Origin of the sequence: Mesorhizobium sp. WSM4887, from assembly GCF_029625865.1 — a bacterium.
Classification (GTDB): Bacteria; Pseudomonadota; Alphaproteobacteria; order Rhizobiales; family Rhizobiaceae; genus Mesorhizobium.
In genome coordinates this window covers 170773-196766 of sequence record NZ_JARTVP010000003.1, presented here as the reverse complement: position 1 = coordinate 196766, position 25994 = coordinate 170773, and the positions used below count along the sequence as shown (strand labels likewise).

At 64.6% G+C, this 25994-nt stretch carries 30 protein-coding genes and 1 pseudogene; 16 read left to right on the top strand and 15 right to left on the bottom strand.

Annotated features, from left to right (window positions below; genetic code table 11):
* Positions 1-44 precede the first annotated feature (44 nt).
* The gene (locus P9230_RS14550; RefSeq protein ID WP_095782513.1) at positions 45-1070 is read left to right on the top strand and encodes a class I fructose-bisphosphate aldolase; all 1026 of its coding nucleotides are present in this window, start codon (positions 45-47) and stop codon (positions 1068-1070) included.
* A 226-nt stretch (positions 1071-1296) separates the two neighbouring features.
* Here the strand turns inward: P9230_RS14550 and P9230_RS14545 are convergent, their stop codons facing one another.
* Complete coding sequence (locus tag P9230_RS14545; protein ID WP_127217516.1) at positions 1297-1458, bottom strand: hypothetical protein; 162 nt, start codon at positions 1456-1458, stop codon at positions 1297-1299.
* A gap of 202 nt (positions 1459-1660) precedes the next feature.
* Between P9230_RS14545 and P9230_RS14540 the strand changes: the two genes are divergently transcribed.
* Together P9230_RS14540 and P9230_RS14535 are read left to right on the top strand one after the other, a co-directional pair.
* On the top strand, positions 1661-1825 hold the full coding sequence (locus P9230_RS14540) for a hypothetical protein (RefSeq protein WP_278119642.1): 165 nt from the start codon (positions 1661-1663) through the stop codon (positions 1823-1825).
* 225 nt (positions 1826-2050) lie between these two features.
* Entirely contained in the window at positions 2051-2770 is a 720-nt protein-coding gene (locus tag P9230_RS14535) for a YafY family protein (RefSeq protein WP_059189944.1), read from the top strand.
* A gap of 65 nt (positions 2771-2835) precedes the next feature.
* On the opposite strand, the gene P9230_RS14530 is transcribed toward P9230_RS14535, so the two are convergent.
* From P9230_RS14530 to P9230_RS14520, 3 genes are all read right to left on the bottom strand, one after another.
* Positions 2836-3537: a DUF1013 domain-containing protein gene (locus P9230_RS14530; protein WP_095799823.1), complete on the bottom strand. Its 702-nt coding sequence runs from the start codon at positions 3535-3537 to the stop codon at positions 2836-2838.
* Between the two features lie 255 nt (positions 3538-3792).
* Positions 3793-3933, bottom strand: a complete 141-nt coding sequence (locus P9230_RS14525; protein WP_067002031.1) for a DUF1127 domain-containing protein — start codon at positions 3931-3933, stop codon at positions 3793-3795.
* Between the two features lie 294 nt (positions 3934-4227).
* On the bottom strand, positions 4228-5238 hold the full coding sequence (locus tag P9230_RS14520; RefSeq protein ID WP_278119639.1) for an NAD(P)H-quinone oxidoreductase: 1011 nt from the start codon (positions 5236-5238) through the stop codon (positions 4228-4230).
* 109 nt (positions 5239-5347) lie between these two features.
* Here P9230_RS14520 and P9230_RS14515 point away from each other — a divergent pair, with 109 nt between their 5' ends.
* The 3 genes from P9230_RS14515 to P9230_RS14505 all read left to right on the top strand — a co-directional run bounded on the left by P9230_RS14515 (position 5348) and on the right by P9230_RS14505 (position 7199).
* On the top strand, positions 5348-5542 hold the full coding sequence (locus P9230_RS14515) for a DUF1192 domain-containing protein (RefSeq protein WP_067002029.1): 195 nt from the start codon (positions 5348-5350) through the stop codon (positions 5540-5542).
* 102 nt (positions 5543-5644) lie between these two features.
* Positions 5645-6892, top strand: coding sequence for an MFS transporter (locus tag P9230_RS14510; RefSeq protein ID WP_067002026.1), 1248 nt, complete (start codon positions 5645-5647; stop codon positions 6890-6892).
* Between the two features lie 31 nt (positions 6893-6923).
* Positions 6924-7199, top strand: coding sequence for a metalloregulator ArsR/SmtB family transcription factor (locus tag P9230_RS14505; RefSeq protein ID WP_067002023.1), 276 nt, complete (start codon positions 6924-6926; stop codon positions 7197-7199).
* A gap of 24 nt (positions 7200-7223) precedes the next feature.
* Here P9230_RS14505 and P9230_RS14500 read toward each other — a convergent pair whose 3' ends face one another.
* From P9230_RS14500 to P9230_RS14485, 4 genes and pseudogenes are all read right to left on the bottom strand, one after another.
* On the bottom strand, positions 7224-7688 hold the full coding sequence (locus P9230_RS14500; protein ID WP_278119636.1) for an SRPBCC family protein: 465 nt from the start codon (positions 7686-7688) through the stop codon (positions 7224-7226).
* 11 nt (positions 7689-7699) lie between these two features.
* Positions 7700-8035, bottom strand: a complete 336-nt coding sequence (locus tag P9230_RS14495; protein ID WP_095799820.1) for a metalloregulator ArsR/SmtB family transcription factor — start codon at positions 8033-8035, stop codon at positions 7700-7702.
* Positions 8036-8041: 6 nt separating this feature from the next.
* A complete protein-coding gene (locus P9230_RS14490) occupies positions 8042-8698 on the bottom strand; it encodes a glutathione S-transferase family protein (protein ID WP_278119634.1) in 657 nt (218 codons plus the stop codon).
* A gap of 90 nt (positions 8699-8788) precedes the next feature.
* Positions 8789-9612 (bottom strand): annotated as a pseudogene (locus P9230_RS14485) (alpha/beta hydrolase).
* Between the two features lie 97 nt (positions 9613-9709).
* Between P9230_RS14485 and P9230_RS14480 the strand changes: the two are divergent.
* Complete coding sequence (locus tag P9230_RS14480; RefSeq protein WP_278119632.1) at positions 9710-10231, top strand: helix-turn-helix domain-containing protein; 522 nt, start codon at positions 9710-9712, stop codon at positions 10229-10231.
* A gap of 34 nt (positions 10232-10265) precedes the next feature.
* Here P9230_RS14480 and P9230_RS14475 read toward each other — a convergent pair whose 3' ends face one another.
* The 3 genes from P9230_RS14475 to P9230_RS14465 all read right to left on the bottom strand — a co-directional run bounded on the left by P9230_RS14475 (position 10266) and on the right by P9230_RS14465 (position 11971).
* Entirely contained in the window at positions 10266-10667 is a 402-nt protein-coding gene (locus tag P9230_RS14475; protein WP_095782517.1) for a hypothetical protein, read from the bottom strand.
* A gap of 260 nt (positions 10668-10927) precedes the next feature.
* Entirely contained in the window at positions 10928-11110 is a 183-nt protein-coding gene (rpmF, locus tag P9230_RS14470; protein WP_006203806.1) for a 50S ribosomal protein L32, read from the bottom strand.
* 153 nt (positions 11111-11263) lie between these two features.
* Positions 11264-11971 (bottom strand): transglycosylase domain-containing protein, encoded by a 708-nt coding sequence (locus P9230_RS14465; protein WP_278056922.1) that lies wholly within the window; start codon positions 11969-11971, stop codon positions 11264-11266.
* A 130-nt stretch (positions 11972-12101) separates the two neighbouring features.
* On the opposite strand from P9230_RS14465, the gene P9230_RS14460 reads away from it, so the two are divergent.
* Positions 12102-13019 carry a polyprenyl synthetase family protein gene (locus P9230_RS14460; protein ID WP_278053419.1) on the top strand — a complete coding sequence of 306 codons (918 nt, stop codon included), beginning with the start codon at positions 12102-12104 and terminating at the stop codon, positions 13017-13019.
* A 37-nt stretch (positions 13020-13056) separates the two neighbouring features.
* On the opposite strand, the gene P9230_RS14455 is transcribed toward P9230_RS14460, so the two are convergent.
* On the bottom strand, positions 13057-13980 hold the full coding sequence (locus P9230_RS14455) for an SMP-30/gluconolactonase/LRE family protein (RefSeq protein ID WP_278119629.1): 924 nt from the start codon (positions 13978-13980) through the stop codon (positions 13057-13059).
* Positions 13981-14113: 133 nt separating this feature from the next.
* Here P9230_RS14455 and P9230_RS14450 point away from each other — a divergent pair, with 133 nt between their 5' ends.
* The 3 genes from P9230_RS14450 to P9230_RS14440 are packed head-to-tail and all read left to right on the top strand — an operon-like array spanning position 14114 to position 17810.
* The gene (locus P9230_RS14450) at positions 14114-15607 is read left to right on the top strand and encodes a sugar ABC transporter ATP-binding protein (RefSeq protein WP_278119627.1); all 1494 of its coding nucleotides are present in this window, start codon (positions 14114-14116) and stop codon (positions 15605-15607) included.
* A gap of 9 nt (positions 15608-15616) precedes the next feature.
* Positions 15617-16699, top strand: coding sequence for an ABC transporter permease (locus tag P9230_RS14445; RefSeq protein ID WP_095799814.1), 1083 nt, complete (start codon positions 15617-15619; stop codon positions 16697-16699).
* Positions 16700-16712: 13 nt separating this feature from the next.
* Positions 16713-17810, top strand: a complete 1098-nt coding sequence (locus tag P9230_RS14440) for a substrate-binding domain-containing protein (protein ID WP_278119625.1) — start codon at positions 16713-16715, stop codon at positions 17808-17810.
* 66 nt (positions 17811-17876) lie between these two features.
* Here P9230_RS14440 and P9230_RS14435 read toward each other — a convergent pair whose 3' ends face one another.
* The 3 genes from P9230_RS14435 to P9230_RS14425 all read right to left on the bottom strand — a co-directional run bounded on the left by P9230_RS14435 (position 17877) and on the right by P9230_RS14425 (position 20976).
* Positions 17877-18869, bottom strand: coding sequence for a LacI family DNA-binding transcriptional regulator (locus P9230_RS14435; RefSeq protein WP_278119623.1), 993 nt, complete (start codon positions 18867-18869; stop codon positions 17877-17879).
* 75 nt (positions 18870-18944) lie between these two features.
* Positions 18945-19979, bottom strand: coding sequence for an L-idonate 5-dehydrogenase (locus tag P9230_RS14430; protein ID WP_278119621.1), 1035 nt, complete (start codon positions 19977-19979; stop codon positions 18945-18947).
* A 49-nt stretch (positions 19980-20028) separates the two neighbouring features.
* On the bottom strand, positions 20029-20976 hold the full coding sequence (locus P9230_RS14425) for a 2-hydroxyacid dehydrogenase (protein WP_278119619.1): 948 nt from the start codon (positions 20974-20976) through the stop codon (positions 20029-20031).
* A gap of 78 nt (positions 20977-21054) precedes the next feature.
* Here P9230_RS14425 and P9230_RS14420 point away from each other — a divergent pair, with 78 nt between their 5' ends.
* The 5 genes from P9230_RS14420 (at position 21055) to P9230_RS14400 (ending at position 25993) form a co-directional block, all read left to right on the top strand.
* Positions 21055-21810, top strand: coding sequence for an SDR family oxidoreductase (locus tag P9230_RS14420; protein WP_095799812.1), 756 nt, complete (start codon positions 21055-21057; stop codon positions 21808-21810).
* The gene (locus P9230_RS14415) at positions 21779-22315 is read left to right on the top strand and encodes a gluconokinase (protein ID WP_278119616.1); all 537 of its coding nucleotides are present in this window, start codon (positions 21779-21781) and stop codon (positions 22313-22315) included. The genes P9230_RS14420 and P9230_RS14415 overlap by 32 nt, the downstream gene beginning before the upstream one ends.
* The gene (locus P9230_RS14410) at positions 22312-23199 is read left to right on the top strand and encodes an NAD(P)-dependent oxidoreductase (RefSeq protein WP_278119614.1); all 888 of its coding nucleotides are present in this window, start codon (positions 22312-22314) and stop codon (positions 23197-23199) included. The genes P9230_RS14415 and P9230_RS14410 overlap by 4 nt, the downstream gene beginning before the upstream one ends.
* Positions 23196-23537, top strand: a complete 342-nt coding sequence (locus P9230_RS14405; RefSeq protein WP_127241079.1) for a hypothetical protein — start codon at positions 23196-23198, stop codon at positions 23535-23537. The genes P9230_RS14410 and P9230_RS14405 overlap by 4 nt, the downstream gene beginning before the upstream one ends.
* 125 nt (positions 23538-23662) lie before the next feature.
* Positions 23663-25993, top strand: coding sequence for a response regulator (locus P9230_RS14400; protein ID WP_278119612.1), 2331 nt, complete (start codon positions 23663-23665; stop codon positions 25991-25993).
* Position 25994 lies beyond the last annotated feature (1 nt).

Genomic DNA, 25994 nt, shown 5'->3' with positions numbered 1-25994 from the left:
AGTGTTCTGCTAGCGCGGAATGAAACGCACCTTAGGAGAGCACCATGAGCGAACGTCTCGAAGACATTGCCGCCGCGATCGTGGCGGATGGCAAGGGCCTTTTGGCCGCCGATGAGAGCTCCGGCACCATCAAGAAGCGCTTCGACGTCATCGGCGTCGAATCGACCGCCGACAATCGGCGCGACTATCGCGAGATGATGTTCCGCGCCAAGGAGGCGATGACCAAGTATATTTCCGGCGTCATCCTCTATGACGAGACCATTCGCCAGAAGGCTGCCGACGGCACGCCGCTGGTCGACATCATCAAGGCCGCCGGCGCCATTCCGGGCATCAAGGTCGATGTCGGCGCCAAGCCTCTCGCCGGCTTTCCCGGCGATACCATCACCGAGGGTCTCGATGGCCTGCGCGAGCGGCTGGCGGACTACTATAAGCTCGGCGCCCGGTTCGCCAAATGGCGCGCGGTGATCGACATCGACACCGCCAAGGGCGTGCCGTCAGCCACCTCGATCGCCTCCAACGCGCATGCGCTGGCACGCTACGCCGCGCTCTGCCAAGAGGCAGGCATCGTGCCGATCGTCGAGCCGGAAGTGCTGATGGACGGCGCCCACTCGATCGACACCTGCTACGAGGTGAGCAAGGCGACCCTGCTGAAGCTCTATGGCGAGCTTTATGCCGCACGCGTGGTGCTCGAAGGCACCATCCTCAAGCCGAACATGGTCATCTCCGGCAAGAAATCGGGCAAGAAGGACAGTCCCGAAGCGGTCGCCCAGAAGACGATCAAGCTGTTTCGCGAAACCGTGCCCGTGGCGGTGCCCGGCATTGCCTTCCTGTCGGGCGGCCAGGACGACGAGGAAGCGACGGCCAACCTTAACGCCATCAACGTCATCGGCCCACATCCGTGGAAGCTCTCCTTCTCCTACGGCCGCGCCCTGCAGGCGGCCGCGCAGAAGGCCTGGAGCGGCAAGGCGTCGAACGTCGCCGCCGGCCAGGCTGCCTTCATCCATCGCGCCCACATGAATCATCTGGCGGCGCTCGGACAATGGCAGCCGGCGCTGGAAAAGGCCGCCTGATACCAATGCATCTCGCCCAGAAGTGTGCAGCGATTCTGGGGCAACGACATGCATCAACAACGACTTGAAGCGCGTCGACGCGCTTTGAGCTTTCCCTAAAGCGCTGAGAACCCGGGCGGCCAAGGCCCGGGTTTATCTTTGCCGGCCGCACTCCCAGCTGAGGCGTCGAACCAGCGGGGGCCAGCGCCGCCCTTCGCAGGCCGTCCTCACCTCAAATCGACGTGCCTCAAGTCCAATGCCCAAGCATGGCCGCCAGCGAGATTGCGGCCATTGCAAGCAGCGCCAGCTTCCAGAAATCGCTGCGGCGCTCAAGCCCCGGCCAGCCGAGCGGCTTGATGATCTGGATGAGCATGATGCCGATGATGACAAGGGCGAGCAGTTTCGTCATGCCGCCTTTGACCAGCATCTTCGGCGGCTGTCAAAGCGGTTCTTGGCGCTTTCGCCACCGCATCGCTCCTGACAAACAAAGGGGCGTCCTGGGACCGCGCTGATCGTTCTGGCGCCGGCTTCGGCTACCTCGCACCCCTGCTGACAGACTGCTGTCAGCAGGGGTGTGAGATACTCCTCTCGTCAAAAAGAGGAGCTCGGTCATGAACGGTTTTACCATCCTGCGTAGCGTGCAGCACTATGTCGGCAAGATCCGCACCGTGCGGAACGAGATCCGGACCCAGCGTTTCCTGAACACTTTGCCGGCGGACATTCGCAAGGACATCGGTTGGCCGGACCTTTATAGCGGCCGCGTGCGTGAGAACTGAAATTTTTCGGCGCATGACTTGGATAGCGGCCATGGCGCGCCCAGATGTAATGTCGGTTGAAACGCTGGGTTTCAGGAAAGACGCCGTTGTCCGGTGGCGGAGTGGCTGCTGCAGCCTCCTGACACTATGTTGTCAGGAGGCTTGCGCTATTGAAGCAGTGTCGAACCTGCGGGAACCGGTTTTGGGACCGCGGCATGCGTAGAACCGAAGCCAAGGGGTCAAACGATGCGCCGTGCCGACAGGCTTTTCCAGATCGTGCAGCATCTGCGCGGAGGCAGACTGGTCACCGCGCAGAAGCTCGGGACGTGGCTCGAGGTGTCCGAGCGGACCATCTACCGCGATATAGCCGACTTGCAGTCGACCGGCGTGCCGATCGACGGCGAGGCGGGTGTCGGCTACATGATGAGGGAAGGTTTCGACCTTCCGCCGCTGATGTTCACGCGTGACGAGATCGTGGCGCTGGTTGCCGGCGCCCGCATGGTGCGCGCCTTTGGCGGCGCGGCGATGGCAAGGGCCGCCGACGAGGCGCTGGTCAAGATCGGCGCGGTGCTGCCCGACACGGAAAAGGATCGCATCGCGCGCACCGAGATCCACACGCCGATGTGGGTGGTGAGCGATGCCGCGCGCGAGGCTATCGACCTCATCGAGCGCGCCATCGAGAAGCGCCAGGTGCTCACCATCGACTACTCGGACGAAGCCGGGCGCGGCACGGCGCGCGACATCCGGCCGCTGGGCCTCTGGTTCTGGGGCAAGGTATGGACCCTGGTCGCCTGGTGCGAGATGCGCGACGATTTTCGCGCCTTCCGCATCGACCGCATCGCTTCGGTGGTGATTGCCGGGCGTATCTACAAGCCGGAGCGCGGCAAGCAGCTCGCCGACTTCTATCGCGCCGTGGAACGCAGCGAGGATTACGGCATGGCGCCCGACCGAGCGGCGCGGACCTGACCTCCCCAGGCACCGCCGACAAAAAAGCCCGCGCGAAGCGGGCTTTTTTGTCGGGCTGGGAGACCTTACTCCTCTTCCCCGTCTTCTTTCTTGTCCTTCGACTTCAGCGCCGAAAGCTTGGCGAACACGGCATTGGCGTCGAGCTCCTGATCCTCGTCCTTCGGTTTCTCCGGAGCCGGCGTCAGCCTTTCGGTCAGCGCCGCCGGCAGCAGCGTGTCGCCGGCAGCCGGCTGTGCCTGCTCGCGGCCGCGCGAGGCGCGGTTGACTTCCATGTCGAGGTCGATCTGCGAGGTCAGGCCCAGCGTCACCGGATCCATCGGCTGCAGATTGGCCGAGTTCCAATGCCGGCGCTCCCGAATCTGCTCGATCGTCGACTTGGTCGTGCCGACCAGCCGCGCGATCTGCGCGTCCTTGAGTTCGGGATGGTTGCGTACCAGCCAGAGAATGGCGTTCGGTCGGTCCTGGCGCTTCGACAGCGGCGTGTAGCGCGGGCCCTTGCGCTTCGATTCCGGCACCCGCACCTTGGGGTCCGAGAGTTTCAGCCGATGGTTCGGATCCTTCTCGCCGCGCGCGATCTCGTCGCGGGTGAGCTGGCCGGTCATGATCGGGTCCATGCCCTTGATGCCCTGCGCCGACTCGCCGTCCGCGATCGCCTTGACCTCCAGCGGATGCAGCCCGCAGAACTGCGCGATCTGCTCGAAGGAGAGCGCGGTGTTGTCGACCAGCCAGACGGCGGTGGCCTTGGGCATCAGCAGCGTATTGGCCATATCAAAAATCCTTCTCGTTCGCCCGCGTTCCCGCGCGGGCGGTGGTTTTAGAGCCACCAAAATGGGAAATTCGCGGCCTGTATAAACGCTCCGTCGCGATTTCGCAATGTTTTTGGGAGGGGAGCAGCCGGGACCCAAAAAGACAAAACCCGCTGGACGGAGTCCAGCGGGTTCGGAACCGGAGACGAGCAAGCGTCTGCGACGGCTCTGGCTTCGAGACCACGGCCCAGCCTCGCGGCCGGGTCGTGCTTCAAATCAAAGAGCCTGGCGAGCGATACGCTCGATGTCGCCGCGGTTGATGCCGAGGTCGTTCAGCTGGCGGGCGTTCAGCTTGTTCAGCTCACGCACGGTCTCATTGTAGAGGCGCCAGTTGCGGAAAGCGCGGATCGGGTTCATTTCAGTCCTCCATTCACGGGATCAGTTGTTCGATGCCACGTAAATAGGCACCCTTGCCTACGAATTGAACGGACTCTTTTGCATGGCGGCAATGCATTTTGTGCATTGCAGCATTAGGCCTTTGTTCAGTCTCTCGTCAGGGATCCGAACGCCCAGGATGCGTCGAGGATTCAGGTCAGGCCAAGCCCAAAACGGTTGGTCCGCAAACCGGAGCGGAACGTACTTAAAGTACGTGAGCAGCGGAAGCGCAGGACACAATTGTTTGCAGGCCGGCCTCACCTATCGGGCGACATCCTAGCCGACGTCGAGGACGATCTTGCCGATATGCTCGCCCTCCTCCATCCGCTCATGCGCCCGCCAGGCCTCCGTCAGTGGGAAGATCATGTCCATGACCGGAGCGACCTTGCGGGTGCCGAGCAGCGGCCAGACCTGAGCCTCGAGCGCCGCCGCGATGGCTGCCTTGAATTCGACGGTGCGCGGCCGAAGCGTCGAGCCGGTATGGACAAGGCGCTTGACCATGAGCTTTGCGAAGTCGGTGCTGGCGACCGCACCGGCCTGTACGGCGATCTGGACGATGCGTCCTTCGACCGCCGCCGCATCGTAGTTGCGCGCCACATAGTCGCCGCCCACCATGTCGAGGATGACGTCGGCGCCCCGGCCGCCGGTTGCGTCCTTGACCTCGGCAACGAAGCCCTGCTGGCGATAATTGATCGCCCGGTCGGCGCCGAGCCTAAGACAGGCGTCGCACTTCTCCTTGCTGCCGGCCGTGGTGACGACATAGGCACCGAATGCCGAGGCGAGCTGTATGGCCGTGGTGCCGATGCCGGACGAGCCGCCATGGACAAGCAACGTCTCGCCTTTCTTCAGCCCGCCGCGCTCGAACACGTTGTGCCAGACGGTGAAGTAGTTCTCCGGCACGGCGGCGGCCTCGGAATAGGTGAAGCCCGCCGGGATCGGCAGCACGCTGCCGGCATGGACCTTGACATATTCGGCATAGCCACCGCCCGGCGTCAGCGCGCAGACCCGGTCGCCGGTGCGCCAGCGCGATATCGCGTCGCCGAGCGCCGCGATCTCACCGGCCGCCTCGAGCCCGGGCAGGTCCGAGGCGCCGGGCGGCGGCGGATAGGCGCCTTTGCGCTGCTGCACGTCGGGCCTGTTGACGCCGGCCGCGTGCACGCGGATGAGGACCTCGCCGGGGCCGGGCGTGGGCACGTCGCGCGTCTCCGGCTTCAGCACCCTGGGACCGCCAGGCTGCGAGATTGCGATCGCCGTCATCTTTGCCGGAATATGCTGTCCGCTTGCCATGAATTGTCCCGTTTCCTCATGCCGCTGGCCGGCTGTTTGCATCGGCATCCCTGCCCTATGTATGCTCATTACCAAATCAGGCAAATGGTGAAATCAGGGAGAAGCGACGATGGCGATCTTCGACGACGAACCCAGGAAGAAGCCCCGCCCACACGAGATCGGACAGGATCTGTCGCTGCTGTCTGTCGATGATTTGTCCGAGCGCATTGACCTGCTGCGCGAAGAGATCGCGAGGCTGGAAGCTGAGCGGGCCGCCAGGGGCGCCACCAAATCCGCCGCCGAGGCACTGTTTCGCCGCGGATAATCCTGGCTGCATGGCCAGCCGCCCCGGAAAAGCCTGAAAGCGACTGCCAGAGCTGCACTCTCAAACAGACCTGCGCTTCGAAATTACCAGCCGGATCAGCCTATGTTCGCAACCTACCGACCGATCCTCTCGCTGCTGCGCGGCACCGCGTTCCTGCTGGCGGCTTCCGGCCTGCATGGCCTGCTTTTGCCGCTGCGCGGCCAGCTTGAGGGGTTCTCGACCGCCTCGCTCGGCCTGATGGGCACGGCATGGGCCGGCGGCTTCGTCACTGGCTGTTTCTTCGCGCCGCGGCTGGTGCGCCGTGCCGGTCATGTCAGGGCGTTCGGCGCCTTCGCCGCCTCCGGCGCAATCATTGCGCTCCTCACCGGCCTCATCATCGACGAGTATTTCTGGATCCTGCTGCGCGCCTTCACCGGCTTCACCATGGCCGGCGCCTTCATGGTCATCGAAAGCTGGCTGAATGAGAAGGCCACCAACGAGAATCGCGGCACCGTCTTCGGCCTCTATATGATGGTCACCTATGCTTCGATCATGGGCGGCCAGATGATCGTCGCCGGCGGCGATGTGAAATCGGCCTCGCTGTTCATGATCACCGGCATCCTGTTCTGCCTGTCGCTCCTTCCGACTGCGGTGTCGACCCAGTCGCATCCGAAGCCGCTGCAGGATGTCAAGCTCGACGTCAAAGGCCTCTACGCCAATTCGCCCGTGTCGGCGGTTGCCTGCCTTCTGATCGGCATAGCCAATGGCGCCTGGGGCACGCTCGGCGCCGTCTATGGCGCCCGCATCGGCATCTCTACCGCCGAGATCGCGCTGATGATGAGTCTGGTGGTCATCGCCGGCGCGGCCATGCAGCTTCCCGCGGGCCGGCTATCCGACACCACGGACCGCCGTTTCGTGCTGGCGGGCGCAGCCTTCGGCGCGGCACTGTTTGCCGTGCTGGTCTTTCTGGTCGAGCCGCGTTCCGGCGTTTTCGTCATCTTGCTGACGGCCGCCTACGGCGCCTTCGCCTACACGCTCTATTCGATCGCCGTCGCGCATGCCAACGACCACGCGCGGGCGGAGGATTTCGTCAAGGTTTCCGGCGGCCTGCTGTTGCTCTATGGCTTCGGCACCATGATCGGACCGCTGCTGGCCGCCGCTTTGATGGGCTGGCTGCGCCCCGAAGCGCTCTTCCTTGCGACCGCGCTCGCGCATCTCTGCCTTGCCGGTTACACCCTGCTCCGCATCCGCGCCCGCGCGCCGGTTCCAATAGAGAACCGCGATGCCTTCAAGACGCAGCCGGCCGACCGCGCCGTCACGCCGGAAGCCTTGCGGCTCGACCCGCGCACAAAGGTTGAAACCGATGGTTGAGATTTGGGGAACTTTGCCCCACAAATGAGGCATGATGTTTTCCGACGCTTTCGTGGCGATAGCCGATCCCAACCGGCGCTATCTCTTGGAAGAGCTCCGGCGCGGTCCCAAGACGGTGAATGAGTTGGCCGCCGGTTTGCCGGTTTCGCGCCCGGCCGTTTCCCAGCATCTGAAAGTCCTGCTCGACGCCGGTCTGGTCAATGCCAGGGCCGAGGGCACCAGACGCGTCTACGCCGTCAGCACCGCCGGCTTCCTCAGGCTGAATGTCTGGCTGGATCAGTTCTGGGAACTCTCCCCTGGAGAGTGACCGCTGGCCACCAGCCAGAGGCCCTCAGTTCGCTCCCTGCAGCGCCGCGCCAAGCGCGTCGAGCAGTTCGCCGGTGCCATGCTCGCGCGTGGCCGGCGAGTCGATGCCGTCGAAGAAGGCCCCTTGCTCCGTCAGGATCAGTCGCGTTCCCCTGCCTTCCGCGATGAGCTCGATCGTCGCCAGCGAAACCGAAACTCGGGTTTCGCCGAACAGCAGCTCATAGCTGTAGACGATGCGTTTGTTCGGCAAGATGTCCTGGTAGACGGCGTTGAAGAAATGCGTTCGCCCGTCGCTCGGGCAGCCGGCATTCACTTCCTTGCCGCCGATGCGAAAGTCCATTTCATGCCGGCTCGGCATCGGGTTGTCGGGATCGAAGAACCAGCGCTTCTTGGCCGCCGGATCGCTGAGCGCGAAATAGACCTTTTCGGGCGGCGCCGGATAGAGGCGTTCGATGACAAAGGTGGAATGGACGACGGATCGTTCGGTCATGACGGGCCCCTTCAGGTTTGGTCGGTGATGTCCGTGAGAAAATCGCCGAGCCGGTCGAGCCGGCGTTCCCAGGCCAGTCGCCGCTCGTTGATCCAATGCTCGGCTGCCCGCAATGCGTTTGGCTCGATCCGGCAAGTTCGCACCCGGCCAAGCTTCTCGGTGCTCACCAACCCGCTCGTCTCAAGAACGGCGAGATGCTGGACGACGGCCGACAGCGACATCGCCAGCGGCTCGGCGAGCTGACTGACCGATGCCGGTCCGCGCGACAGACGTTCCACCATCTGGCGCCGGGCGGGATCGGCAAGCGCCTGGAACATCAGATCGAGCTGGGCGGGATCGTGCAGCATCGAGGCTTAGCCATTATTGTAGGGGAAGAACTTGAAATAGGGCTGCGCCTCCTCGATCACGCGGGCGAAGCTTGGCCGTTCGAGCAGACGGTCGTGATAGCGTTTCACGGCGGGAAATTTGTCGCCGAACGGCTCGACCTTGTTGGCGTAAAACAGCGCCGGCGAGGCGGCGCAGTCGGCCAAAGTGAAGTGATCGCCGACCGCCCACGTTTTTGACTGCATCTCCCGTTCGATGATGGCGTAGGAATTGCGCAGCTGCTCGCGCGCCTGCTCGACTCCGAACGGATCGGTCCTGTCCTTTGGCCGCAACCGGTCGCCGACGATCTTCTGCATCGGCTCCTGCACGTAGAAGTCGTAGAAGCGGTCTGCCTGGCGCACCTTGATGGCGAGGTCGACGTCGGCGGGAATGAGCTCGACCGGCCCGGGATAATAGGCGCCGAGATATTCGATCACGATGGTCGATTCCAGCACCGTGCGGCCCCGCGCGTCATCGCGCAGGGCCGGCATCTTGCCCGTCGGCGAAACCTTCAAGAAAGCCGCGCGCGACGGCGCATCGCCGAGATCGACGATCACCGGCGCAAACCGCGTGTTGTTTTCGTAGACCGCGATCAGCGGCTTCCAGCAGAAGGACGCGAGCGGATGGAAATAAAGCGTCAGGGACATTTTTTCTCCTGTCGGCGGAGGTCGAGGCAATACTGAAGTGATCACTTAACTATTTTCGCAGACCGCTGGTGTCAATCCTAATCCGCCGGGCTAGCCAAATGCGGCGATTGCTTCGAGGATTTGCGGCCAATCGTTGCGGTGCAGTTCGTGGCCGCCGCCTTCGATCCGCACCAGCCTGCCGCCGGCAACCGCGCCGGCGAGCGCCTCGCCGTGCTCGATCGGGAAGAGCGGATCGGTAGTGCCGTGGATGACGAGCAGCGGCACGGTCAAATCCCTTATTCGCCGCTGCGGGCCGCTGCTCTTCAGCAGGAAGTGGTTGGTGGCGCTGGCGAGACCGCCGGACCGATCGTAGTCCTCCTCGATCATCGCACGTGTCCGTTCGCTGTCGCACGAATGCAGGGTGCTGGCGATTGCGCGAGCGTCCCTGACCATGAAGTCGATCACCTGTTGCCGGTTCGACCAATCGACATCGGCACCTTCGGCGGAATGCTCTCGGTAGGCCTCGCTCGTCCCCGGCAAACCGGACGTATCGACACCGAGCGGTGAGCCGGAGATCACGGTGAGCGCGCTGACCCGTGCGGGATATTTCAGCGCCACGACCTGCGCGATCATCCCGCCCATCGACATGCCGACGACCTGCGCCTTGGCGATATTGTGATCGTCGAGCACACGGACGGCATCATCGACCATGTCCTCGAACCTGTAGGGCGGCGCGCCCGGCGTATACTTGGTCGAGAGACCAGTGTCGCGATTGTCGTAGCGGATGACGAACGGCCGCGCTCGGCAAGCGCCCGGCAAAAGCCTTCCGGCCACCAGAGCATCGAGGCCATGGCGCCCATGATCAGAAGGATCGCCGGGTCGGCCGGGTCGCCGAAGCTTTCCGAATGGATCTCAGGGCGAGGCAAGACGGTCATCCTTCCCTCCTCTATCTCTCAATCTGCTTGCATATTGCAATCAGTTGCACGATAAGCAGGCTGATATCATAATGCAACCGGTTTTTTGGAGACTGGCATGAACACCGAGCACCGCTCCGGCTGCCCGATCAATCTGTCGCTGGAAGTTTTCGGCGACCGCTGGAGCCTGATCATCCTGCGCGACATTATCTTCGGCGGCAGGCGTCATTTTCGGGAATTGCTCAACGGCTCGATCGAAGGCATTGCCTCCAACATCCTGGCCGATCGCCTGAAGCGGCTGATGGAGCTCGGCCTCCTGACCAAGGCGGACGATCCCAGCCACAAGCAGAAGGCGATCTACAGCCTGACCGAGATGGCAATCACGCTTGTGCCGATCATGGCGCATCTCGGCGCCTGGGGCCGCGTCTGGCTGCCGGTCAGCGAGGAGCTGTCGATCCGAGCCGAACTGCTCGAAAAAGGCGGCCCGCCGTTGTGGGATCGGTTCATGGACGAATTGCGCCACGAACATCTTGGAGCGCCGGTGAAGATGCCGCCCGGCACGCCGACCGTGCGCCGGCAGTTGCAGACCGCCTATGAGGCGGTTGTCGCCCGTAAGCCTCAGGCCGCCGCCGCAGGCTGACGGCGTTTTGGACCGCGGGTCGCCGGGTGCAATCCTAGTTTAAGTTGATATCCCGGCTTGCCGACCGCATCGACACGGAGAAGCCGGCCAGCACATCAAACAGCGCGATGATCATCAGCGAAAAGAAGACCGAATGCGCGGCGCCCTTCACCAGCAGGAACTCGACCAGGAAGGCGATGAAGACCAGCGTCGACAACAGATGATCCAGGATCGACGCATTGGTGGTGCGCACCGATTTCGATATCTCGACGAAGAGGAAGATCAGCCCGATCAGCACCATCAGGTCGCCGAGCGTCATCGAGAAGACGCCGCCTGACATCATCCGGAACGAGAACATTTCGATCGTCCACGGATCGTCGCCGCCGCCGAACAGGCCGAGCAGTCCGAGGTTGTAGAGGACGAAGGGCACGATCAGCAGCGGGATGGCACCGAACATCTGGGCGTCTCCAATGAGGCACCCTTTTGTAAAAGGCGCGGCGGGCACGCCGTCAAGGCTTTTCGGCGACGGCGCCGAACACGCTCTAAATCCTAATGAAATAACGATGTCAGCCGTTTTCCCGCTGCCTTTTCGGCGGCTCGTGCCCAGCCAGCGCGAGGACCTTCATCCGGTCGCCAGAATCAAAAAGACCGGCCAGCGGCCGGTCCTCTGAAAACGTCACAACCATGGAAGCTTCTCAGCTTTCCCGTGCAAGCTTCTCAGCTTTCCTTAGGCTCCAGCACCTGGCGGCCGCGATACATGCCGGTCTTCAGGTCGATGTGGTGCGGCCGGCGCATTTCGCCGGAATTCTTGTCCTCGACATAGGTCGGGGCCTTGAGGGCGTCGGCCGAGCGGCGCATGCCGCGCTTCGACGGAGAAGTTTTTCTTTTTGGAACGGCCATGGATATGCTCCACTACATGGTCAAAATGCCCCGGCAACCCTCGCGAAAGGGCCGCATCGAGGCCATAATCTGAGAAAGTCGGGTGCCTATACACGCCTTGCGCCGTTTTGGCCAGCACTGGCACGAATTTTTTTGAGCCGGCGCCGCTTCATCTTATTCGAGGCAACCGACATAGGCGCCCGAACGCCCGGCGCGCCGCTCGATCAGATTGGCGAGACGCCTCAAACCCGGGCCTGGCCTGGCCGGATTGCGCGCGATCGGGTTGGGCAGGCTGACGGCAAGCAACGCTGCCTGCCGGCGCGACAATTGCCTGGGCGAGACGCCGAAATGATGCTGCGCGGCCGCCTCGATGCCGTATATGCCTGGCCCCCATTCCGCGATGTTGAGATAGATCTCCATGATGCGGCGCTTCGACATCACCGCATCGAAATAGACGGCCAGTGGCAGCTCGACCACCTTGCGCACGCTGCCCAGCGGCCGCGACCACAAAAACAGGTTCTTCACCGTCTGCATGGTGATGGTGGAGGCGCCGCGCGTCGCCTCGCCGGCAAGCGCATCGTCGACCACGCCGCGCAATTCGCCGAGGTCGACGCCGCGATGGAAGCAGAACTGCCCGTCTTCCGACATGATCACCGAATGCGTGAGTACCGGCGCCACATCGTCGATCGAAACCCAGCGCCGGTCGTAGCCGGAGAAGGTGACAAGATCCTTCAGCATCAGCGTCGAAACCGGATGCACGAAGGGCGGCAGATAGAGAAAGGTGAGCGCGACCGGCATCGCGGCCAGCACGATCGCCGCGACCAGGCAGCGCCGGCCAAGGCGCTTGAGACCGGCGCGGTTCAGGCGCCGCGGCCGTGCCATGTCCAGCCCTTCGCTTTCATGTTCGACGATCGGTTCCGTCAAGTCGCCCCCACCCGTGCCACCCGCTACTTCGGCATAATGGCGCGAGGCTGCTTGCGCAACGTCTGAGTGTCGGCTACCGGTCCCGGCCATGTTGAAAGACGACCAGGTGGCCTTCGAATCCGCGCTTTTTACGCGCGCCGCAGCAGTCGAGGTCCTGCTGCGGCAGGTCTTCGATGCGCCTCTGCTCTCCGGCGAGATCGCCCGGCCGGAACGCCTGATGGCGGCGATGCGCCATGGCGTGCTCAACGGCGGCAAGCGGCTCCGCCCTTTTCTGGTGATGGAAAGCGCGGCGCTGTTTTCGGCAAATGACGAGGCGGCGCTGCGCGTCGCCGCCGCGCTCGAATGCGTGCATTGCTATTCGCTGATCCATGACGATCTTCCTGCCATGGACGACGACGATCTGCGCCGCGGCCAGCCGACGGTGCACAAAGCTTTCGATGAGGCAACCGCGATCCTTGCCGGCGACGCGCTGTTGACTTTGGCCTTCGACATCATCGCCGACGAGGCGACGGCGTTGCCGGCCGAGCGGCGGGCGGCGCTGGTGCTGGCGCTCGCCCGCGCCGCCGGAACCGGCGGCATGGTCGGCGGCCAGACGCTCGACCTCGAGGCCGAGCGCAAGCGGCCGGACGAGGCCGGCATCATCCGTCTGCAGGCGATGAAGACAGGCGCGCTGATCCGTTTTGCCTGCGAAGCAGGCGCCATCATCGCCGGCGCATCCGCCGTCGACCGTGAAAGGCTGGCGGAGTTCGGCTCGGCGATCGGTCTTGCCTTCCAGCTAGCCGACGACCTGCTCGATCTCACCGCCGACGCAAAGCAGATGGGCAAGGCGACCAAGAAGGACGCCGCCGCCGGCAAGGCGACACTTGCTGCGCTGCACGGCGCCGATTGGGCGCGCGAGCAGCTCCACGGCCTGATCGACCAGGCGCATGCGCTGCTGGAGCCCTATGGCGAGCAGGCGGATTTGCTGAAGGCGGCGGCAACGTTTATCGCCACGCGGAGCAGCTGAGACCGCAGCCGACGTCGCGGAGCTCAGGTCGCGGTTTTCACCCCCGCCCCGCGGCGTTCGCCACCACGAAAGCCGCGTAAAGCGACTGCCGCGCCGTGATGAACAAGCGATTGCGCTTGGGACCGCCGAAAGTCAGGTTGGCCACCGTCTCCGGGATGCGGATCTTGCCGATCAGCGTGCCGTCTGGATCGAAGCAGTGGACGCCGTCGCCGGCCCCTGCCCAGACGCGGCCGGTCGTGTCCACCCTGAACCCGTCGAACAGACCGGCCGTGCAGGTGGTGAAAACGCCGAGTTCGCGCAGATTGTTGCCCTCGACAGCGAACTTGCGGATGTGCCTTGGCCCGTCCTTCTGATGCGTGACGCCTGTGTCGCCGACATAGAGGATCGTCTCATCCGGGGAGAAGGCGAGGCCGTTGGGTTTTGCCATAGTCGAGGCAACTCGCGTTACCTCACCGGTTGCAGGATCGGCACGATAGACATGACATCCCTCGATTTCTTGCTCGGCGCGGTCGCCCTCGTAGTCGGTGGCGATGCCGTAGGGCGGGTCGGAAAACCATACCGTGCCATCCGAGCGCACCACCACATCGTTGGGCGAGTTCAAGCGCCTGCCTTCGAAGCGGTCGGCGATCACCGATATCGAGCCGTCATGCTCGGTGCGGGTGACGCGCCGCGCGCGATGCTCGCAGGTGACAAGCCGCCCTTGGCAATCGACGGTGTTGCCGTTGGCGTTGTTTGACGGCGAGCGGAAGACCGAGACCGCGCCGCTGGTGTCGTCGTAGCGCATGATGCGGTCATTCGGGATGTCGGAGAAAAGAAGATACCGGCCGGCGGCGAACCACGCCGGGCCCTCGAGCCAGCGCCCGCCGGTCCACAGCCGCTCGACCGCAACGTGACCGACGAAACACCGCTCGAACCGCTCGTTGAGAACTTCGAACCCAGCGCCTTCAATGTCTCCGAACATGGTACTTCTCCGCGAAAACCGCCTCATCGATAGCCGGCGCGTTGATCCATTTTCAAGACTTGACCTGCATAAATGTTAGCGATAACATCGGTCGCAATTCAGTCATTTGCTTGGCTTGGGAGGAGGCCAAAAAATGCGGCCCAAGCTCATCGAATTCATCGACATCTCCAAGCGCTTTGGCGGCACCCTGGCGCTCAAGTCGGTCTCGCTCGACATCCATGAGGGCGAGATCGTCGCGCTGCTCGGCGAGAACGGCGCCGGCAAATCCACGCTGATCAAGACGCTCGCCGGCATCCACAAGCGCGACCAGGGCACGATCCGCTTTCGCGGCGAGGATTATCACCATCGCCCGCCCCGCCCCAATCAGCCGCAGAAGGTCGCCTTCATCCATCAGGACCTCGGCTTGATCGAATGGATGACCGTGGCCGAGAATGTCGGCATGGCGCAGGGTTTTTCGCGCCGCATAAGCCTGATCGACTGGCAAGACACCGAGCGCCGTGCAGAGCGCGCGCTGGCGCTGGTCGGCTGTGCCTTCGATCCGGCGACGCGAGTGCAGGACCTCTCCCGCACCGAAAAGTCTCTGGTGGCGATTGCCCGGGCTTTGGCCACCGAGGCCGACGTCTTGGTCCTCGACGAGCCGACGGCGAGCCTGCCGGCGGACGAGGTCGAGCGCCTGTTCGAGGCGCTGCGGCCGCTGCGCGAGCGCGGCGTCGGCATGATCTATGTCTCGCACCGGCTGGACGAGGTGTTCCGCATCGCCGACCGCGTCGCCGTCATGCGCGACGGCCGCATGGTCGCGGTCAAGCCGGTGGCCGAGACCACGCCGCAGGAACTGGTCGATCTCATCGTCGGCCGGCCGGCGCACCAGATGTTTGCCAAGTCGCATTGGCAGGACGGGCCGGAACGGCTCAGGGTGGAAAACCTCACCTGCGGCAGTGTCGGTCCGGTTCGCTTCGAGGCACGGTCCGGCGAGTTGCTTGGCCTGGTCGGCCTGCGCGGCGCCGGGCAGGAAGCTGTCGGCCGCGCGCTGTTTGGGACTGAAGCTTTCGACGGCTTGGTCTGGCTCGACGGCAAGCGCCTCGACCTGTCCTCGGTCGGCGCCGCTCTTGCCGCCGGTGTCGGACTGATTGCGCGTGACCGCACCGAGGAATCCGTGGCGCTGTCGCTCTCGGTGCGCGAGAACATGTATCTCAACCCCTCGGCCGTCGGCCGCGGGCTCTTCTCCTTCATGAAGCCGGCCCGGGAAAGCGAGCTGACGCGGGAGCTCGGCGCACGGCTGGGGCTGCGGCCCAATGACCCGCACCTGCCGATCGAGGCGCTCTCCGGCGGCAACCAGCAGAAGGTGGTCGTCGGCCGCTGGCTGGCGACGGGCCGTAAGCTTCTGATCGCCGAGGATCCGACTGCGGGCGTCGATGTCGGCGCCAAGGCCGAGATCTATCGGCTGATCGCCGCCGCGGTCGAAGCCGGGCTGGCAGTGATCGTCGTCTCCACCGATTTCGAGGAAGTCGCCCACATCTGTCACCGCGCGCTCGTCTTCTCGCACAATCGCATCGTGCGCGAGCTCGCCGGCGATGCCTTGACGACGGCGGCGCTCATCAGCGCCGCTTCCGTGTCCGAAGCCGCCTGAGGAGGATCCATGAACTCGATCAAATCGACGGCGCTGGAGCCGACCCGTTCGGAGCTCGCCGGACTGAGCTACGGCCAGAAGGCGGCGCGCTATCTGCCGGTCTACGGCCTGCCGATCCTGACGCTGCTCCTGATCCTGCTCTTCTCGCTGCTCCTGCCGCGGACGTTCCCGACGCTGCTCAATTTGCGCTCGATCGTTTCCGACAAGGCGATCATCGCGCTCTTGTCGCTGGCGGCGATGATTCCGATGGCTTCGGGCCGCATCGACCTCACCGTCGGCTACGGCATCGTGCTCTGGCACATCCTTGCCATCAGCCTGCAAACCGCATTCGGCGTGCCCTGGCCGCTCGCGGTGCTCATCGTCATCCTGCTCGGCGTGCTCACCGGCTTCATCAACGGCCTGCTGGTCGAGGTGGCGCGCATCGATTCCTTCATCGCCACACTCGGCACCGGCACGGTGCTCTACGCTTTGGCAATGTGGTACACGGGCGGCCGCCAGGTCGTCGGCGTGCTTCCCGACGGTTTCCTTTCCCTCAACGGCACCATGCTGTTCGGCCTGCCGATCACCGGCTACTACGTGGTCGTGCTGGCGCTGGTGATGTGGCTGGTGCTCGAATATATGCCGCTTGGCCGCTACCTCTACGCCATCGGCGCCAATCCGAAGGCGGCCGCGCTCAACGGCATTCCGGTGCAGAAATTCGTCATGGGGGCCTTCGTCGCCTCCGGCGCGCTCACCGCCTTGGGCGGCGTGCTGCTGGCCTCGAAGCTCAGGATCGGCCAGGCCAGTGTTGGCCTCGAATACCTGCTGCCGGCCCTGGTCGGCGCATTCCTCGGATCGACCACCATCAAGCCGGGCCGCGTCAATGTCTGGGGCACGATCGTCGGCGTCGTTATCCTCGCCGTAGGCATTTCCGGCATCCAGCAGTTCGGCGGGTCGTTCTGGGTAGAGCCGTTGTTCAACGGCGTCACCCTGCTCGTCGCGATCGGCATTGCCGGCTACGCGCAGCGGCGCCGCGGCGCGGTGGTGCCGGCATCCGCGCCCACCAGCCGACCAGCCACCAGCCAATCAACAAATACAACCGACAATGCTTAATGGGAGAAACGATATGCAGCGCAGAACAGTCCTACAGCTCGGAATTGCCTGCCTGGCGCTTGGCATCGCCTCGCCGACGCTGGCCGACCCGATGGCCAACGCCAAAGCGGTGGTCGATAAATATGCCAGCAAGGTCGAGAAGTGGGACGGACCGACCACGGGACCGAAAGGGGCTGCCGGCAAGACCATCGTCGTGCTCGGCGCCGACATGAAGAACGGCGGCATCCTCGGCGTCACCAAGGGTGTCGAGGAAGCCGCTGCCGCCCTGGGGTGGACGGTCAAGACGCTTGACGGCGCCGGCTCCATCGGCGGCCGCACCGCTGCCTTCGGCCAGGCGCTGGCGCTCAATCCCGATGGCATCATCATCAACGGCTTCGACGCCGTCGAGCAAAAGCCGGCGATGGAGCAGGCCAAGGCGGCCAAGATCCCGATGGTGGCCTGGCACGCCGCGCCGACCGTCGGCCCGATCGACGATCTCGGCATCGTCGCCAACGTCTCGACCGATCCAATGCAAGTTTCGAAGGCGGCGGCCGACTGGGCCTTTGTCGACGCCAAGGGCAAGCCCGGCGTCATCATCTTCACCGATTCCACCTACCAGATCGCTATCGCCAAGGCGGACCGGATGAAGAAGGAGATCGAGGATCTCGGCGGGAAGGTGCTCGAATATGTCGACACGCCGATCGCCGAGACCTCGCAACGCATGCCGCAGCTCACCACCTCGCTGCTGCAGAAATACGGCGATCAATGGACCCATTCGCTGGCGATCAACGACCTCTATTTCGACTTTATGGGGCCGTCGCTCGCGGCGGCCGGCAAGTCCGGCACCGATGCGCCGATCAACGTCGCGGCGGGCGACGGTTCGGAATCGGCCTACCAGCGCATCCGCTCCGGCCAGTTCCAGAAGGTGACGGTGGCCGAGCCGCTGAACCTGCAGGGCTGGCAGCTTGTCGACGAGCTCAACCGCGCCATGGCCGGCGAGAAATGGTCGGGCTACATCTCGCCGCTGCATGTGGTGACTTCCGACAATGTCGAGTTCGACGGCGGCCCGGACAACCGTTTCGACCCGGGCAACGGCTACCGCGACCAATACAAGAAGATCTGGGGCAAATAGACGCCGTCCAGAACGATCAGCGAGCGGTCGGCGATCATCCGCCGGCCGTTCGTTTTTTCCGACGCTTCAGGCCGTGTGTCGCACAACAACCCTGGGCGTCATGCCGACTACGACGCGGTCATCGAGCGCTCGCCGCCCGTTGAGCAGGTCGAGCACCAGCTCGGCGACGCGGATGCCGATCTCATGCGCGCCGACGTCGATCGTGGTGATCGAAGGCACCGACTGCTCGGCGAGATCATAGGCGCCGAAGCCGGCAATCGCCACGTCGTCCGGCACGCGGATGCCGCGTCGAACGCATTCCATCAGGGCGCCGAAGGCGGAGAGGTCGGACACGCACATCACCGCCTGTGTGTCCGGCCAGCGCGAGATCATCTCGACCATGGCGGTCGCGCCCTCGCCCATCGAGATCGGCGGCACGCCGGAGGCAATCACGCGCGAAACGTCGAGGCCGCGGTCCTCCAGCGCCGCGACGAAGCCGCGTCGGCGGTCCAGACCACGGGTGTCCCGCGAGGTGTCGCCGCCGATAAAGCCCAGCCTCGAATAGCCGCGCTGAACGAAATGATCGACCATCAGCCGCCCGGCATCGGCATTGGAAAAGCCGACGACGTGGCCGATGGGATCGGCTGGCAAATCCCAGGTCTCCACCACCGGAACGCCGGCATTTGCCAGCAGCTTGCGGCAGCGCGGCGTGTGCCGGCCGCCGGTGACGATGATCGCCTCCGGGCGACGCTGCAGCAATTGCCCGACCAGGCGTTCCTCCTCCTCGACATTATAGTCGGTGAAGCCGAGCAGGATCTCCAGCCCGCTGTCGCGCAGGCCCTCGGTCATGCCGCGCACCGTGTCGGCGAAGTTGGCGTTGTTGATCGAGGGGATCGTCGCGGCGACGAAGCCGGAGCGCCGCGACGACAGATTGGCGGCGATGCTGTCGAAGACATAGCCGAGCTCTTCAGCCGCCTTGAGGATGCGGTCGCGCGTATCGGCGCTGACCGAAGCGTCGCGCTTGAAAGCGCGCGACACGGTCATCGTCGAGACGTTGGCGCGATGCGCTACATCGGCCATGGTCGGCCTTTTGGGCGAAGATTGCATGGCCGTACGTTATCGATATCACGGCGGAATGCAACGCGCCGTTGCGGCTCACGCAAACGCGATCTGGACCTTCATCGCCTGGCTGCGGTCGTTGGCGAGCTCGAAGCCGGAAAGCGCCTCGTCGACCGGCACCGAGTGGGTGATCAGCGGCTTCACGTCGATCAGCCCCTTGCGCATCAGCTCGACGCCGACGGCGAATTCGGGATGAAAGCGGAACGAGCCGTTGATCGACAGTTCCTTGGCGGTCACCGTCGACATCGGCAGTGCCATCTCGGCGCCGCCGAGGCCGAGCTGGACGATGGTGCCGCGCGGACGCAGCGCAGCGATGCCTTGCGCCAGCGCCGACGCCGCGCCCGAACATTCGTAGAGGATGTCGAAGGTCCCCTTGTCGGCAAGGTAGGGCGCCAAACCTTCCGGCTCGCTTCGGGTGTTGATGGTCTTGTCGGCGCCGGCGCGCATGGCCATCGACAGCGTGAAATCGGCGATGTCGACGGCGACGATCTCGGCCGCACCCGCGCGGCGCGCGCTGATGATCGACAGCAGGCCGATCGGCCCGCAGCCTGTGACCAGCACGCGCTTGCCCAGCATCTCTCCGGCCCGGCGCGTCGCGTGCAGACAGACGGCCAGCGGTTCGGCCATCGCCGCCTCGCCGGCGGTCAGGCCGTCGGCCGGGACGCACTGAATCGCGTCCGCCACCAGCATTTCACGAAACGCGCCCTGGATATGCGGGAACGGCATGGCGCTGCCGTAGAAGCGCATGTTGAGGCACTGGTTGTGCATGCCCTCGCGGCAATAGCGGCAGCTGTAGCAGGGCCGCGACGGAGACACGGCGACAAGCTGTCCCGTCTGCAGTCCACTCAGTCCCGGCCCGAGGCTCTCGATCACGCCGGAGACTTCGTGGCCGAGGATCATCGGCTCCTTCAGGCGCACCGTTCCGAAGCCGCCGTGATTGTAGTAGTGCAGGTCGCTGCCGCAGATGCCGCCGGCGGCGAGACGCAACAGCACCTGGCCCGGCCCCGGCTCCTCGACCGGACGGTCCTCGATGCGCAGGTCTTTGGCGGCGTGGATGACGATCGACTTCATGGCAGGCGAACTCCTCGGACTGTGCAGGCAGGCTTTGCGTAAAACAATGTCACAGCACCGGCGTCAGCAACGGCTGGCCAGCAAAATGGGCGGCAAGGTTGTCGCGTACCAGCTTGCCCATCGCCTTGCGCGTCTCGATAGTGCCCGACGCATGGTGCGGCTGCAAAAGGACGTTGTCGAGCGCCAGAAACCGCGGATTGAGCTTCGGCTCGCCCTCGAAAACGTCGAGCGCGGCAGACCCCAGCGCCTTCTTCTCGAGCGCATCGAGCAGCGCCTCCTCGTCGATATTGGAGGCGCGCGAAATGTTGATCAGCATGCCGTCCTCGCCAAGCGCCGCGATCACCTCGCCATTGACGATGTGGCGTGTCGCGGCCGACGCCGCGAGCGTCACGAACAGGAAATCCGAACGGCCGGCCAGGGCGACGGGATCGGCGACGAACTCCCAGTCCGCGGCGAAATCCTTCGGCCCGACGTCGCTGTAGGCGATGTCCATGCCGAAGCCGGCCAGACGCTTGGCCACCTCATAGCCGATGCGGCCGAGGCCGAGCACGCCGGCCCGCCGGCCCCAGACTCGGCGCTTCAGCGGGTAAAGGCCTTTAGAGGCCCAACTGCCATCGCGCACCCAGCGCTCGGCGCCGATCATGCCGCGCGACAGGCACAGCATCATGGCGATGCCGAGATCGGCGACGTCGTTGGTCAACACATCAGGCGTATTGGTGACCCGCACGCCGCGCTCTCGGCACGCCGACAGATCGACCGCGTCGAAGCCGACGCCGTAGACCGAGACGACCTCGAGTGCCGGGCAGGCCTCGATCATGGCGCGGTTCGCGCCGAGTTCGCCGCGGGTGGCGATGGCGCGGACCTGCGGCCCGACGTCGGCGAGGAAGGACGGCTTGTCCTCGGCCGCAAAATAACGATGCACCACGAAGGCTTCGTTGAGCGGCACCTCGTCCCATGCGGGATAAGGTCCAACCTGAAGGATATGGGGCCGCTGCATCGGTTTTCGCTCCACTGGACTTGACAGCTGATGTTATCGATAACATAAAGCGGATAGCGACGAGAGGCAATCGAGAAAATGTCGTCCACCTTGTTCGATCTCACCGGGCGCACCGCGCTCGTCACCGGCTCCTCGCAAGGCATCGGCCTTGCATTGGCAAAGGGGCTCGCCGGCGCCGGGGCCAAAGTGGTCCTCAACGGCCGCGACGAGGCAAAACTCGCCGTTGCGGCCGCGCAAATCCCCGGCGCTGCGACGCTCGCTTTCGATGCGACCGACCATGATGCGGTACGCGCCGCCATCGATGCGTTCGAGCAGGCTCAAGGAGCGATCGACGTCCTCGTCAACAATGCCGGCATGCAGTTCCGTACGCCGCTCGAGGACTTTCCCGCCGACGCGTTCGAGCGCCTGCTGCAGACCAACGTCGCCAGCGTCTTCCATGTCGGCCAGGCCGTGGCGCGCCACATGATCCGGCGTGGCCGCGGCAAGATCATCAACATCGCCAGCGTGCAGACCGCGCTCGCCCGGCCGGGTATCGCGCCCTACACGGCGACCAAGGGCGCGGTCGGCAATCTCACCAAGGGCATGGCGACCGACTGGGCCAGGCACGGCCTGCAATGCAACGCCATCGCGCCCGGTTATTTCGACACGCCGCTCAATGCGGCCCTTGTCGCCGACCCGGCCTTCAGCGCTTGGCTTGAAAAGCGCACGCCGGCTGGCCGCTGGGGCAAGGTCGAAGAACTGGTCGGCGCCTGCGTCTTCCTGGCTTCGGACGCCTCTTCCTTTGTCAACGGACATGTCCTCTATGTCGATGGCGGCATCACAGCTTCGATCTGACCTGCCGCCGCGCATGGTCGTCATGGGCGTCACCGGTTCGGGCAAGACGACGGTTGGCGAGGCGCTGGCCCGTGCGATCCACGCGACGTATGTGGATGGCGACAAGCTGCACCCTGAAGCCAACACCGCCAAGATGAGCGCAGGCATTCCGCTTGACGACGCCGACAGGTGGCCATGGCTGGCGAAAGTCGGCGGAACGCTGAGGCTGCAGCCCGCACCGGTCATCGTCGGTTGTTCGGCGCTGAAGCGCGCCTATCGCGATTTCATCACCGAGCAGGCCCGCGCGCCGGTGCTGTTCATCTATCTCGATGGTTCGCGTGAACTGATTTCCCGGCGCATGAGCGAGCGCACCGGCCATTTCATGCCGACCAGCCTGCTCGAGAGCCAGTTCGCGACGTTGGAAGTGCCAGGCAAGGACGAGAATGCCATCGCGGTGGCGATCGACGCACCGCTCGAAAAGATTGTCGCGGACATAACGTCCAGATTTGAGGAGCGACCGTCATGACCAACACAGTCGCGCTAATCGGTGCCGGTGCCATGGGCGGAGCGATCGGCGATCGCCTGCTCGCTACCGGCAACCGGCTCTTCGTGTTTGATCTCGACACGACCAAGGTGGAAACGCTGGTTGCGAAGGGCGCCAGCGCCGCGGCCAGCGCGGCCGCGGCCGCCGCAGCGGCCGACTTCGTCATCCTCAGCCTCAATTCCGCGGCAATCGTGCGCCGCGCCGTGTTCGGAGATGGCGGCGTCGCCGCCGGCGCGAAGCCCGGCACGCTGATCATCGACATGTCGTCTATCGACCCCGACGCGACGCGCCAGCTGGCGGCGGACGCCGGCGAAAGGAGCCTGCGCTGGGTCGACTCTCCGCTCTCGGGCGGCGCGCCGAAGGCATTGGTCGGCGAATTGACGCTGATGGCGGGCGGCGCGGCACAGGATGTCGCCGACGCCCATAAGCTGCTGCGCGACGTCGCCACCAACTATACCCATATGGGTCCGGCTGGCGCGGGCCAGACGACCAAGCTGGTCAACCAGGTGCTGTGCGCCTTGAATTTCATGGCTGTGGCGGAAGCGACGCGGCTGGCGCTGGACGCCGGTGTCGACGCGCTCAAGATTCCGCAGGCGCTGAAGGGCGGCCGCGCCGACAGCGCCATCCTGCAGGAATACCTGCCGCGCTTCGCCACCCGCGACTACCGCCGCACCGGCCGCATCGACAACATGGTGAAGGACCTCAACGCTGCGCAGGACCTGGCGCGGCGCACGCACACCGCAATGCCGCTGACGGCCGTCTGCGCCGAAGTGCACCGGCTGTTGACGGCCGCCGGACTGGGTGGCGAGGACCAGGCCGCTTTGATGGAATTTTTCCGACGCAAGGATGAGGAGCCCGCAGCATGATCACACGCTATGCGCTGTTTGAAGGCAAGGTGAAGGACGGCCAAACCGAAGCCTTCCGCGAGGATGTGATCAGAACCGTCCTGCCGAAGTGGAAGGCTTTCCCGGGCGCGCTAGACGTACGCGTCAGCTTTGCCGAGAAGCGCGACGACGGCGCGCCGGAATTCCCGATGATCCTGGCAATCAACTATCGCGACATGGCCGCGGTCGAGGCCGCGCTCGCGAGCCCCGCCCGCTCGGAATCTCGCGCCGCGACCGAGGCGGTGTTGGCCAAGTATTTCGAGGGACGCATTCACCACCACGTCACCATCGCCAACGAGTTTTCCCTGTCGACGGATTGACGTGCTTAAATCTGCCCCTGAGCCCTAAATGCGCAGGCAAGACAGGCAGCCGCACCAACGAAATCTTAATGTAAATCAAGCGTAATCCCGACCGTTAAAATTGTGCGTTTGGGTTGGGGTTACGCATGCCGGAGTATTCCTCCTTCATCCGGTCGATCCGGGTCCGCTATATTTCGGGATTGCTCGTCTTTGCCCTGGCCTCGGCGGCCGTCATGTTCGCGCTCAACCGCGTGAACTCATACCGCCACGAAGTCGATGCCTTGAGCGGCAATTTCGTCATCTTCTCGCGCGACCTGCGCAACGCCACCAATTTCGCCGAGACGACCGGAACCGTGTGGCGGGCTGAGACCCGCGATGGGCTGACCGCAGCCGCGCGCGGCCATTCCGAACGGCTGATGGGCGAGATCGAAATCCTGAACGCGCAGCTCGCGGCGATCAGGCCGCGGCTGTCGAAGAATACGCTCAATGCGCTCGAATCCGCTTCGGTGAACGACGATCTGTTCTGGTCGGCGCGCGACATGGTGCGCAATTTCAACCTGATGTCGGTGGCCCAGACAGTCGACGAATGGAGCTACCGCGAGATCCGCAACCAGAACGATCTTTTCGCCCAGCCGATGCTGGTTCGCGTGCGCACCGCGCTCGATGACGAGCGGCGCCTCGCCGATGCCGCCAGCGACCGGCTGCTCCTATGGGCGAGCGGTCTGCTGATCGCCGTCATCGCCATCGCCGCGGTTCTGATCTTCCGGCCGATGGAGAACGCGATCCGCCGCGCCTTCGCCGAAACCGCCGCATCGTTGTTCAAGGCCGAGGCGGCCGACCGGGCGAAATCGGAATTCCTCGCCAATATGAGCCATGAGATCCGCACGCCGATGAACGGCGTGCTCGGCATGGCCGAGCTTCTCGCCAAGACCGAGCTGACGCCGCGCCAGAAGACCTTCACCGACGTCATCGTCAAATCCGGCAACGCGCTGCTCACCATCATCAACGACATTCTCGATTTCTCGAAGATCAATGCCGGCCAGCTGACGCTCGACCCCGCCCCGTTCCGCCTGGCCGAAGCGGTCGAGGACGTGGCCACGCTGGTCTCGGCCCGCGTTGCCGAAAAGAACCTCGAGCTCATCGTGCGCGTCGACCCGCGCCTGCCTGGCTTCGTCGTCGGCGACGCCGGCCGTTTCCGCCAGATCGTTACCAACCTGCTCGGCAATGCGGTGAAGTTCACCGAGAAGGGGCATGTGCTGATCGATGTCGGCGGCGATGTGGTCGATGGGACCGTCCAGCTCAAGGTCCGCGTCGAGGACACCGGCATCGGAATCCCCGCCGAAAAGCTGCAGAGCGTGTTCGAGAAATTCGCCCAGGTCGACGGCTCGTCCACCCGTCGTCACGAAGGCACCGGGCTCGGCCTTGCCATCTCCGCCCGCCTCGTCGACCTGATGGGCGGCAAGATCGGCGTTGAAAGCGAGATCGGCCGCGGCTCGGTCTTCTGGTTCGCCGTACCGCTGCCGGCACACAAACAGCAGGCGCGCGACGAGATCGTGCCGGTCGACGTAACCGGCGCCCGCGTCCTGGTCATCGACGACAACCCGGTCAATCGCGAGATCCTGCTCGAGCAGCTGCGCAGCTGGAGCTTCGACTGCGCCGCGGCCGAAAGCGGCGCCGTCGGCCTCGCCTTTCTCGACCGCGCCTGCCAGCTCGGCGCTTCGGTGGACTGCATCATCCTTGACTACCAGATGCCCGGCATGAACGGCGCCGATGTCGCCAAGGCGATCGCCGCCGACAGCCGCCTGTCTTCCATTCCGGTCGTGCTGCTCACTTCGGTCGACCAGGTCGATTTCGGCCGACTGGTGATCGATTTCGGCATCGTCGCGCATCTCACCAAGCCGGCGCGTTCGGCGGTGCTGCTCGGCACCGTGATCTCCGCCATCCAGAAGGCGCGCACGCAAGGCGGCAAGGCGCATTTCCTGCGCGAGCCGGTCGTCGTCCAGTCAGCTCCGCCGCCCTTCACCGTCATCCGCGGTCCAGCCGTTCCGGTCCTCGCGCCCGAACCGGCGGCGGCGCCGGGCGGTCCGATCGATATCCTGATCGCCGAGGACAATGACGTGAACCAATTGGTCTTCGGCCAGATCCTCAACGGCCTCGGCCTCAGCTATCGCATTGCCGGCAACGGCCGCACCGCGGTCGAGATGTACCGCTCGCTGCGGCCCCGGCTGGTGCTGATGGACGTCTCCATGCCGGAGATGAACGGTTACGAGGCGACGCGCGCCATCCGCGCCATCGAAGGGCAGAACGGCAGCCATACGCCGATCATCGGCGTCACCGCGCATGCGCTGAAGGGCGACCGCGAAAAATGCATGGAGGCCGGCATGGACGACTACCTGCCGAAGCCGGTCTCCCCGGACCGCCTCGGCGCCAAGATCGGCACCTGGCTCAGCGAGACGGTGGCGGCGAAGACGGCTTGAG

Excerpts from the sequence above, each read along its gene's own strand:
- P9230_RS14550 (WP_095782513.1), top strand. The coding sequence starts at position 45 with ATGAGCGAACGTCTCGAAGACATTGCCGCCGCGATCGTGGCGGATGGC.
- P9230_RS14545 (WP_127217516.1), bottom strand. The coding sequence starts at position 1,458 with ATGACGAAACTGCTCGCCCTTGTCATCATCGGCATCATGCTCATCCAG.
- P9230_RS14540 (WP_278119642.1), top strand. The coding sequence starts at position 1,661 with ATGAACGGTTTTACCATCCTGCGTAGCGTGCAGCACTATGTCGGCAAG.
- P9230_RS14535 (WP_059189944.1), top strand. The coding sequence starts at position 2,051 with ATGCGCCGTGCCGACAGGCTTTTCCAGATCGTGCAGCATCTGCGCGGA.
- P9230_RS14530 (WP_095799823.1), bottom strand. The coding sequence starts at position 3,537 with ATGGCCAATACGCTGCTGATGCCCAAGGCCACCGCCGTCTGGCTGGTC.
- P9230_RS14525 (WP_067002031.1), bottom strand. The coding sequence starts at position 3,933 with ATGAACCCGATCCGCGCTTTCCGCAACTGGCGCCTCTACAATGAGACC.
- P9230_RS14520 (WP_278119639.1), bottom strand. The coding sequence starts at position 5,238 with ATGGCAAGCGGACAGCATATTCCGGCAAAGATGACGGCGATCGCAATC.
- P9230_RS14515 (WP_067002029.1), top strand. The coding sequence starts at position 5,348 with ATGGCGATCTTCGACGACGAACCCAGGAAGAAGCCCCGCCCACACGAG.
- P9230_RS14510 (WP_067002026.1), top strand. The coding sequence starts at position 5,645 with ATGTTCGCAACCTACCGACCGATCCTCTCGCTGCTGCGCGGCACCGCG.
- P9230_RS14505 (WP_067002023.1), top strand. The coding sequence starts at position 6,924 with ATGATGTTTTCCGACGCTTTCGTGGCGATAGCCGATCCCAACCGGCGC.
- P9230_RS14500 (WP_278119636.1), bottom strand. The coding sequence starts at position 7,688 with ATGACCGAACGATCCGTCGTCCATTCCACCTTTGTCATCGAACGCCTC.
- P9230_RS14495 (WP_095799820.1), bottom strand. The coding sequence starts at position 8,035 with ATGCTGCACGATCCCGCCCAGCTCGATCTGATGTTCCAGGCGCTTGCC.
- P9230_RS14490 (WP_278119634.1), bottom strand. The coding sequence starts at position 8,698 with ATGTCCCTGACGCTTTATTTCCATCCGCTCGCGTCCTTCTGCTGGAAG.
- P9230_RS14480 (WP_278119632.1), top strand. The coding sequence starts at position 9,710 with ATGAACACCGAGCACCGCTCCGGCTGCCCGATCAATCTGTCGCTGGAA.
- P9230_RS14475 (WP_095782517.1), bottom strand. The coding sequence starts at position 10,667 with ATGTTCGGTGCCATCCCGCTGCTGATCGTGCCCTTCGTCCTCTACAAC.
- rpmF (WP_006203806.1), bottom strand. The coding sequence starts at position 11,110 with ATGGCCGTTCCAAAAAGAAAAACTTCTCCGTCGAAGCGCGGCATGCGC.
- P9230_RS14465 (WP_278056922.1), bottom strand. The coding sequence starts at position 11,971 with ATGGCACGGCCGCGGCGCCTGAACCGCGCCGGTCTCAAGCGCCTTGGC.
- P9230_RS14460 (WP_278053419.1), top strand. The coding sequence starts at position 12,102 with ATGTTGAAAGACGACCAGGTGGCCTTCGAATCCGCGCTTTTTACGCGC.
- P9230_RS14455 (WP_278119629.1), bottom strand. The coding sequence starts at position 13,980 with ATGTTCGGAGACATTGAAGGCGCTGGGTTCGAAGTTCTCAACGAGCGG.
- P9230_RS14450 (WP_278119627.1), top strand. The coding sequence starts at position 14,114 with ATGCGGCCCAAGCTCATCGAATTCATCGACATCTCCAAGCGCTTTGGC.
- P9230_RS14445 (WP_095799814.1), top strand. The coding sequence starts at position 15,617 with ATGAACTCGATCAAATCGACGGCGCTGGAGCCGACCCGTTCGGAGCTC.
- P9230_RS14440 (WP_278119625.1), top strand. The coding sequence starts at position 16,713 with ATGCAGCGCAGAACAGTCCTACAGCTCGGAATTGCCTGCCTGGCGCTT.
- P9230_RS14435 (WP_278119623.1), bottom strand. The coding sequence starts at position 18,869 with ATGGCCGATGTAGCGCATCGCGCCAACGTCTCGACGATGACCGTGTCG.
- P9230_RS14430 (WP_278119621.1), bottom strand. The coding sequence starts at position 19,979 with ATGAAGTCGATCGTCATCCACGCCGCCAAAGACCTGCGCATCGAGGAC.
- P9230_RS14425 (WP_278119619.1), bottom strand. The coding sequence starts at position 20,976 with ATGCAGCGGCCCCATATCCTTCAGGTTGGACCTTATCCCGCATGGGAC.
- P9230_RS14420 (WP_095799812.1), top strand. The coding sequence starts at position 21,055 with ATGTCGTCCACCTTGTTCGATCTCACCGGGCGCACCGCGCTCGTCACC.
- P9230_RS14415 (WP_278119616.1), top strand. The coding sequence starts at position 21,779 with ATGTCGATGGCGGCATCACAGCTTCGATCTGACCTGCCGCCGCGCATG.
- P9230_RS14410 (WP_278119614.1), top strand. The coding sequence starts at position 22,312 with ATGACCAACACAGTCGCGCTAATCGGTGCCGGTGCCATGGGCGGAGCG.
- P9230_RS14405 (WP_127241079.1), top strand. The coding sequence starts at position 23,196 with ATGATCACACGCTATGCGCTGTTTGAAGGCAAGGTGAAGGACGGCCAA.
- P9230_RS14400 (WP_278119612.1), top strand. The coding sequence starts at position 23,663 with ATGCCGGAGTATTCCTCCTTCATCCGGTCGATCCGGGTCCGCTATATT.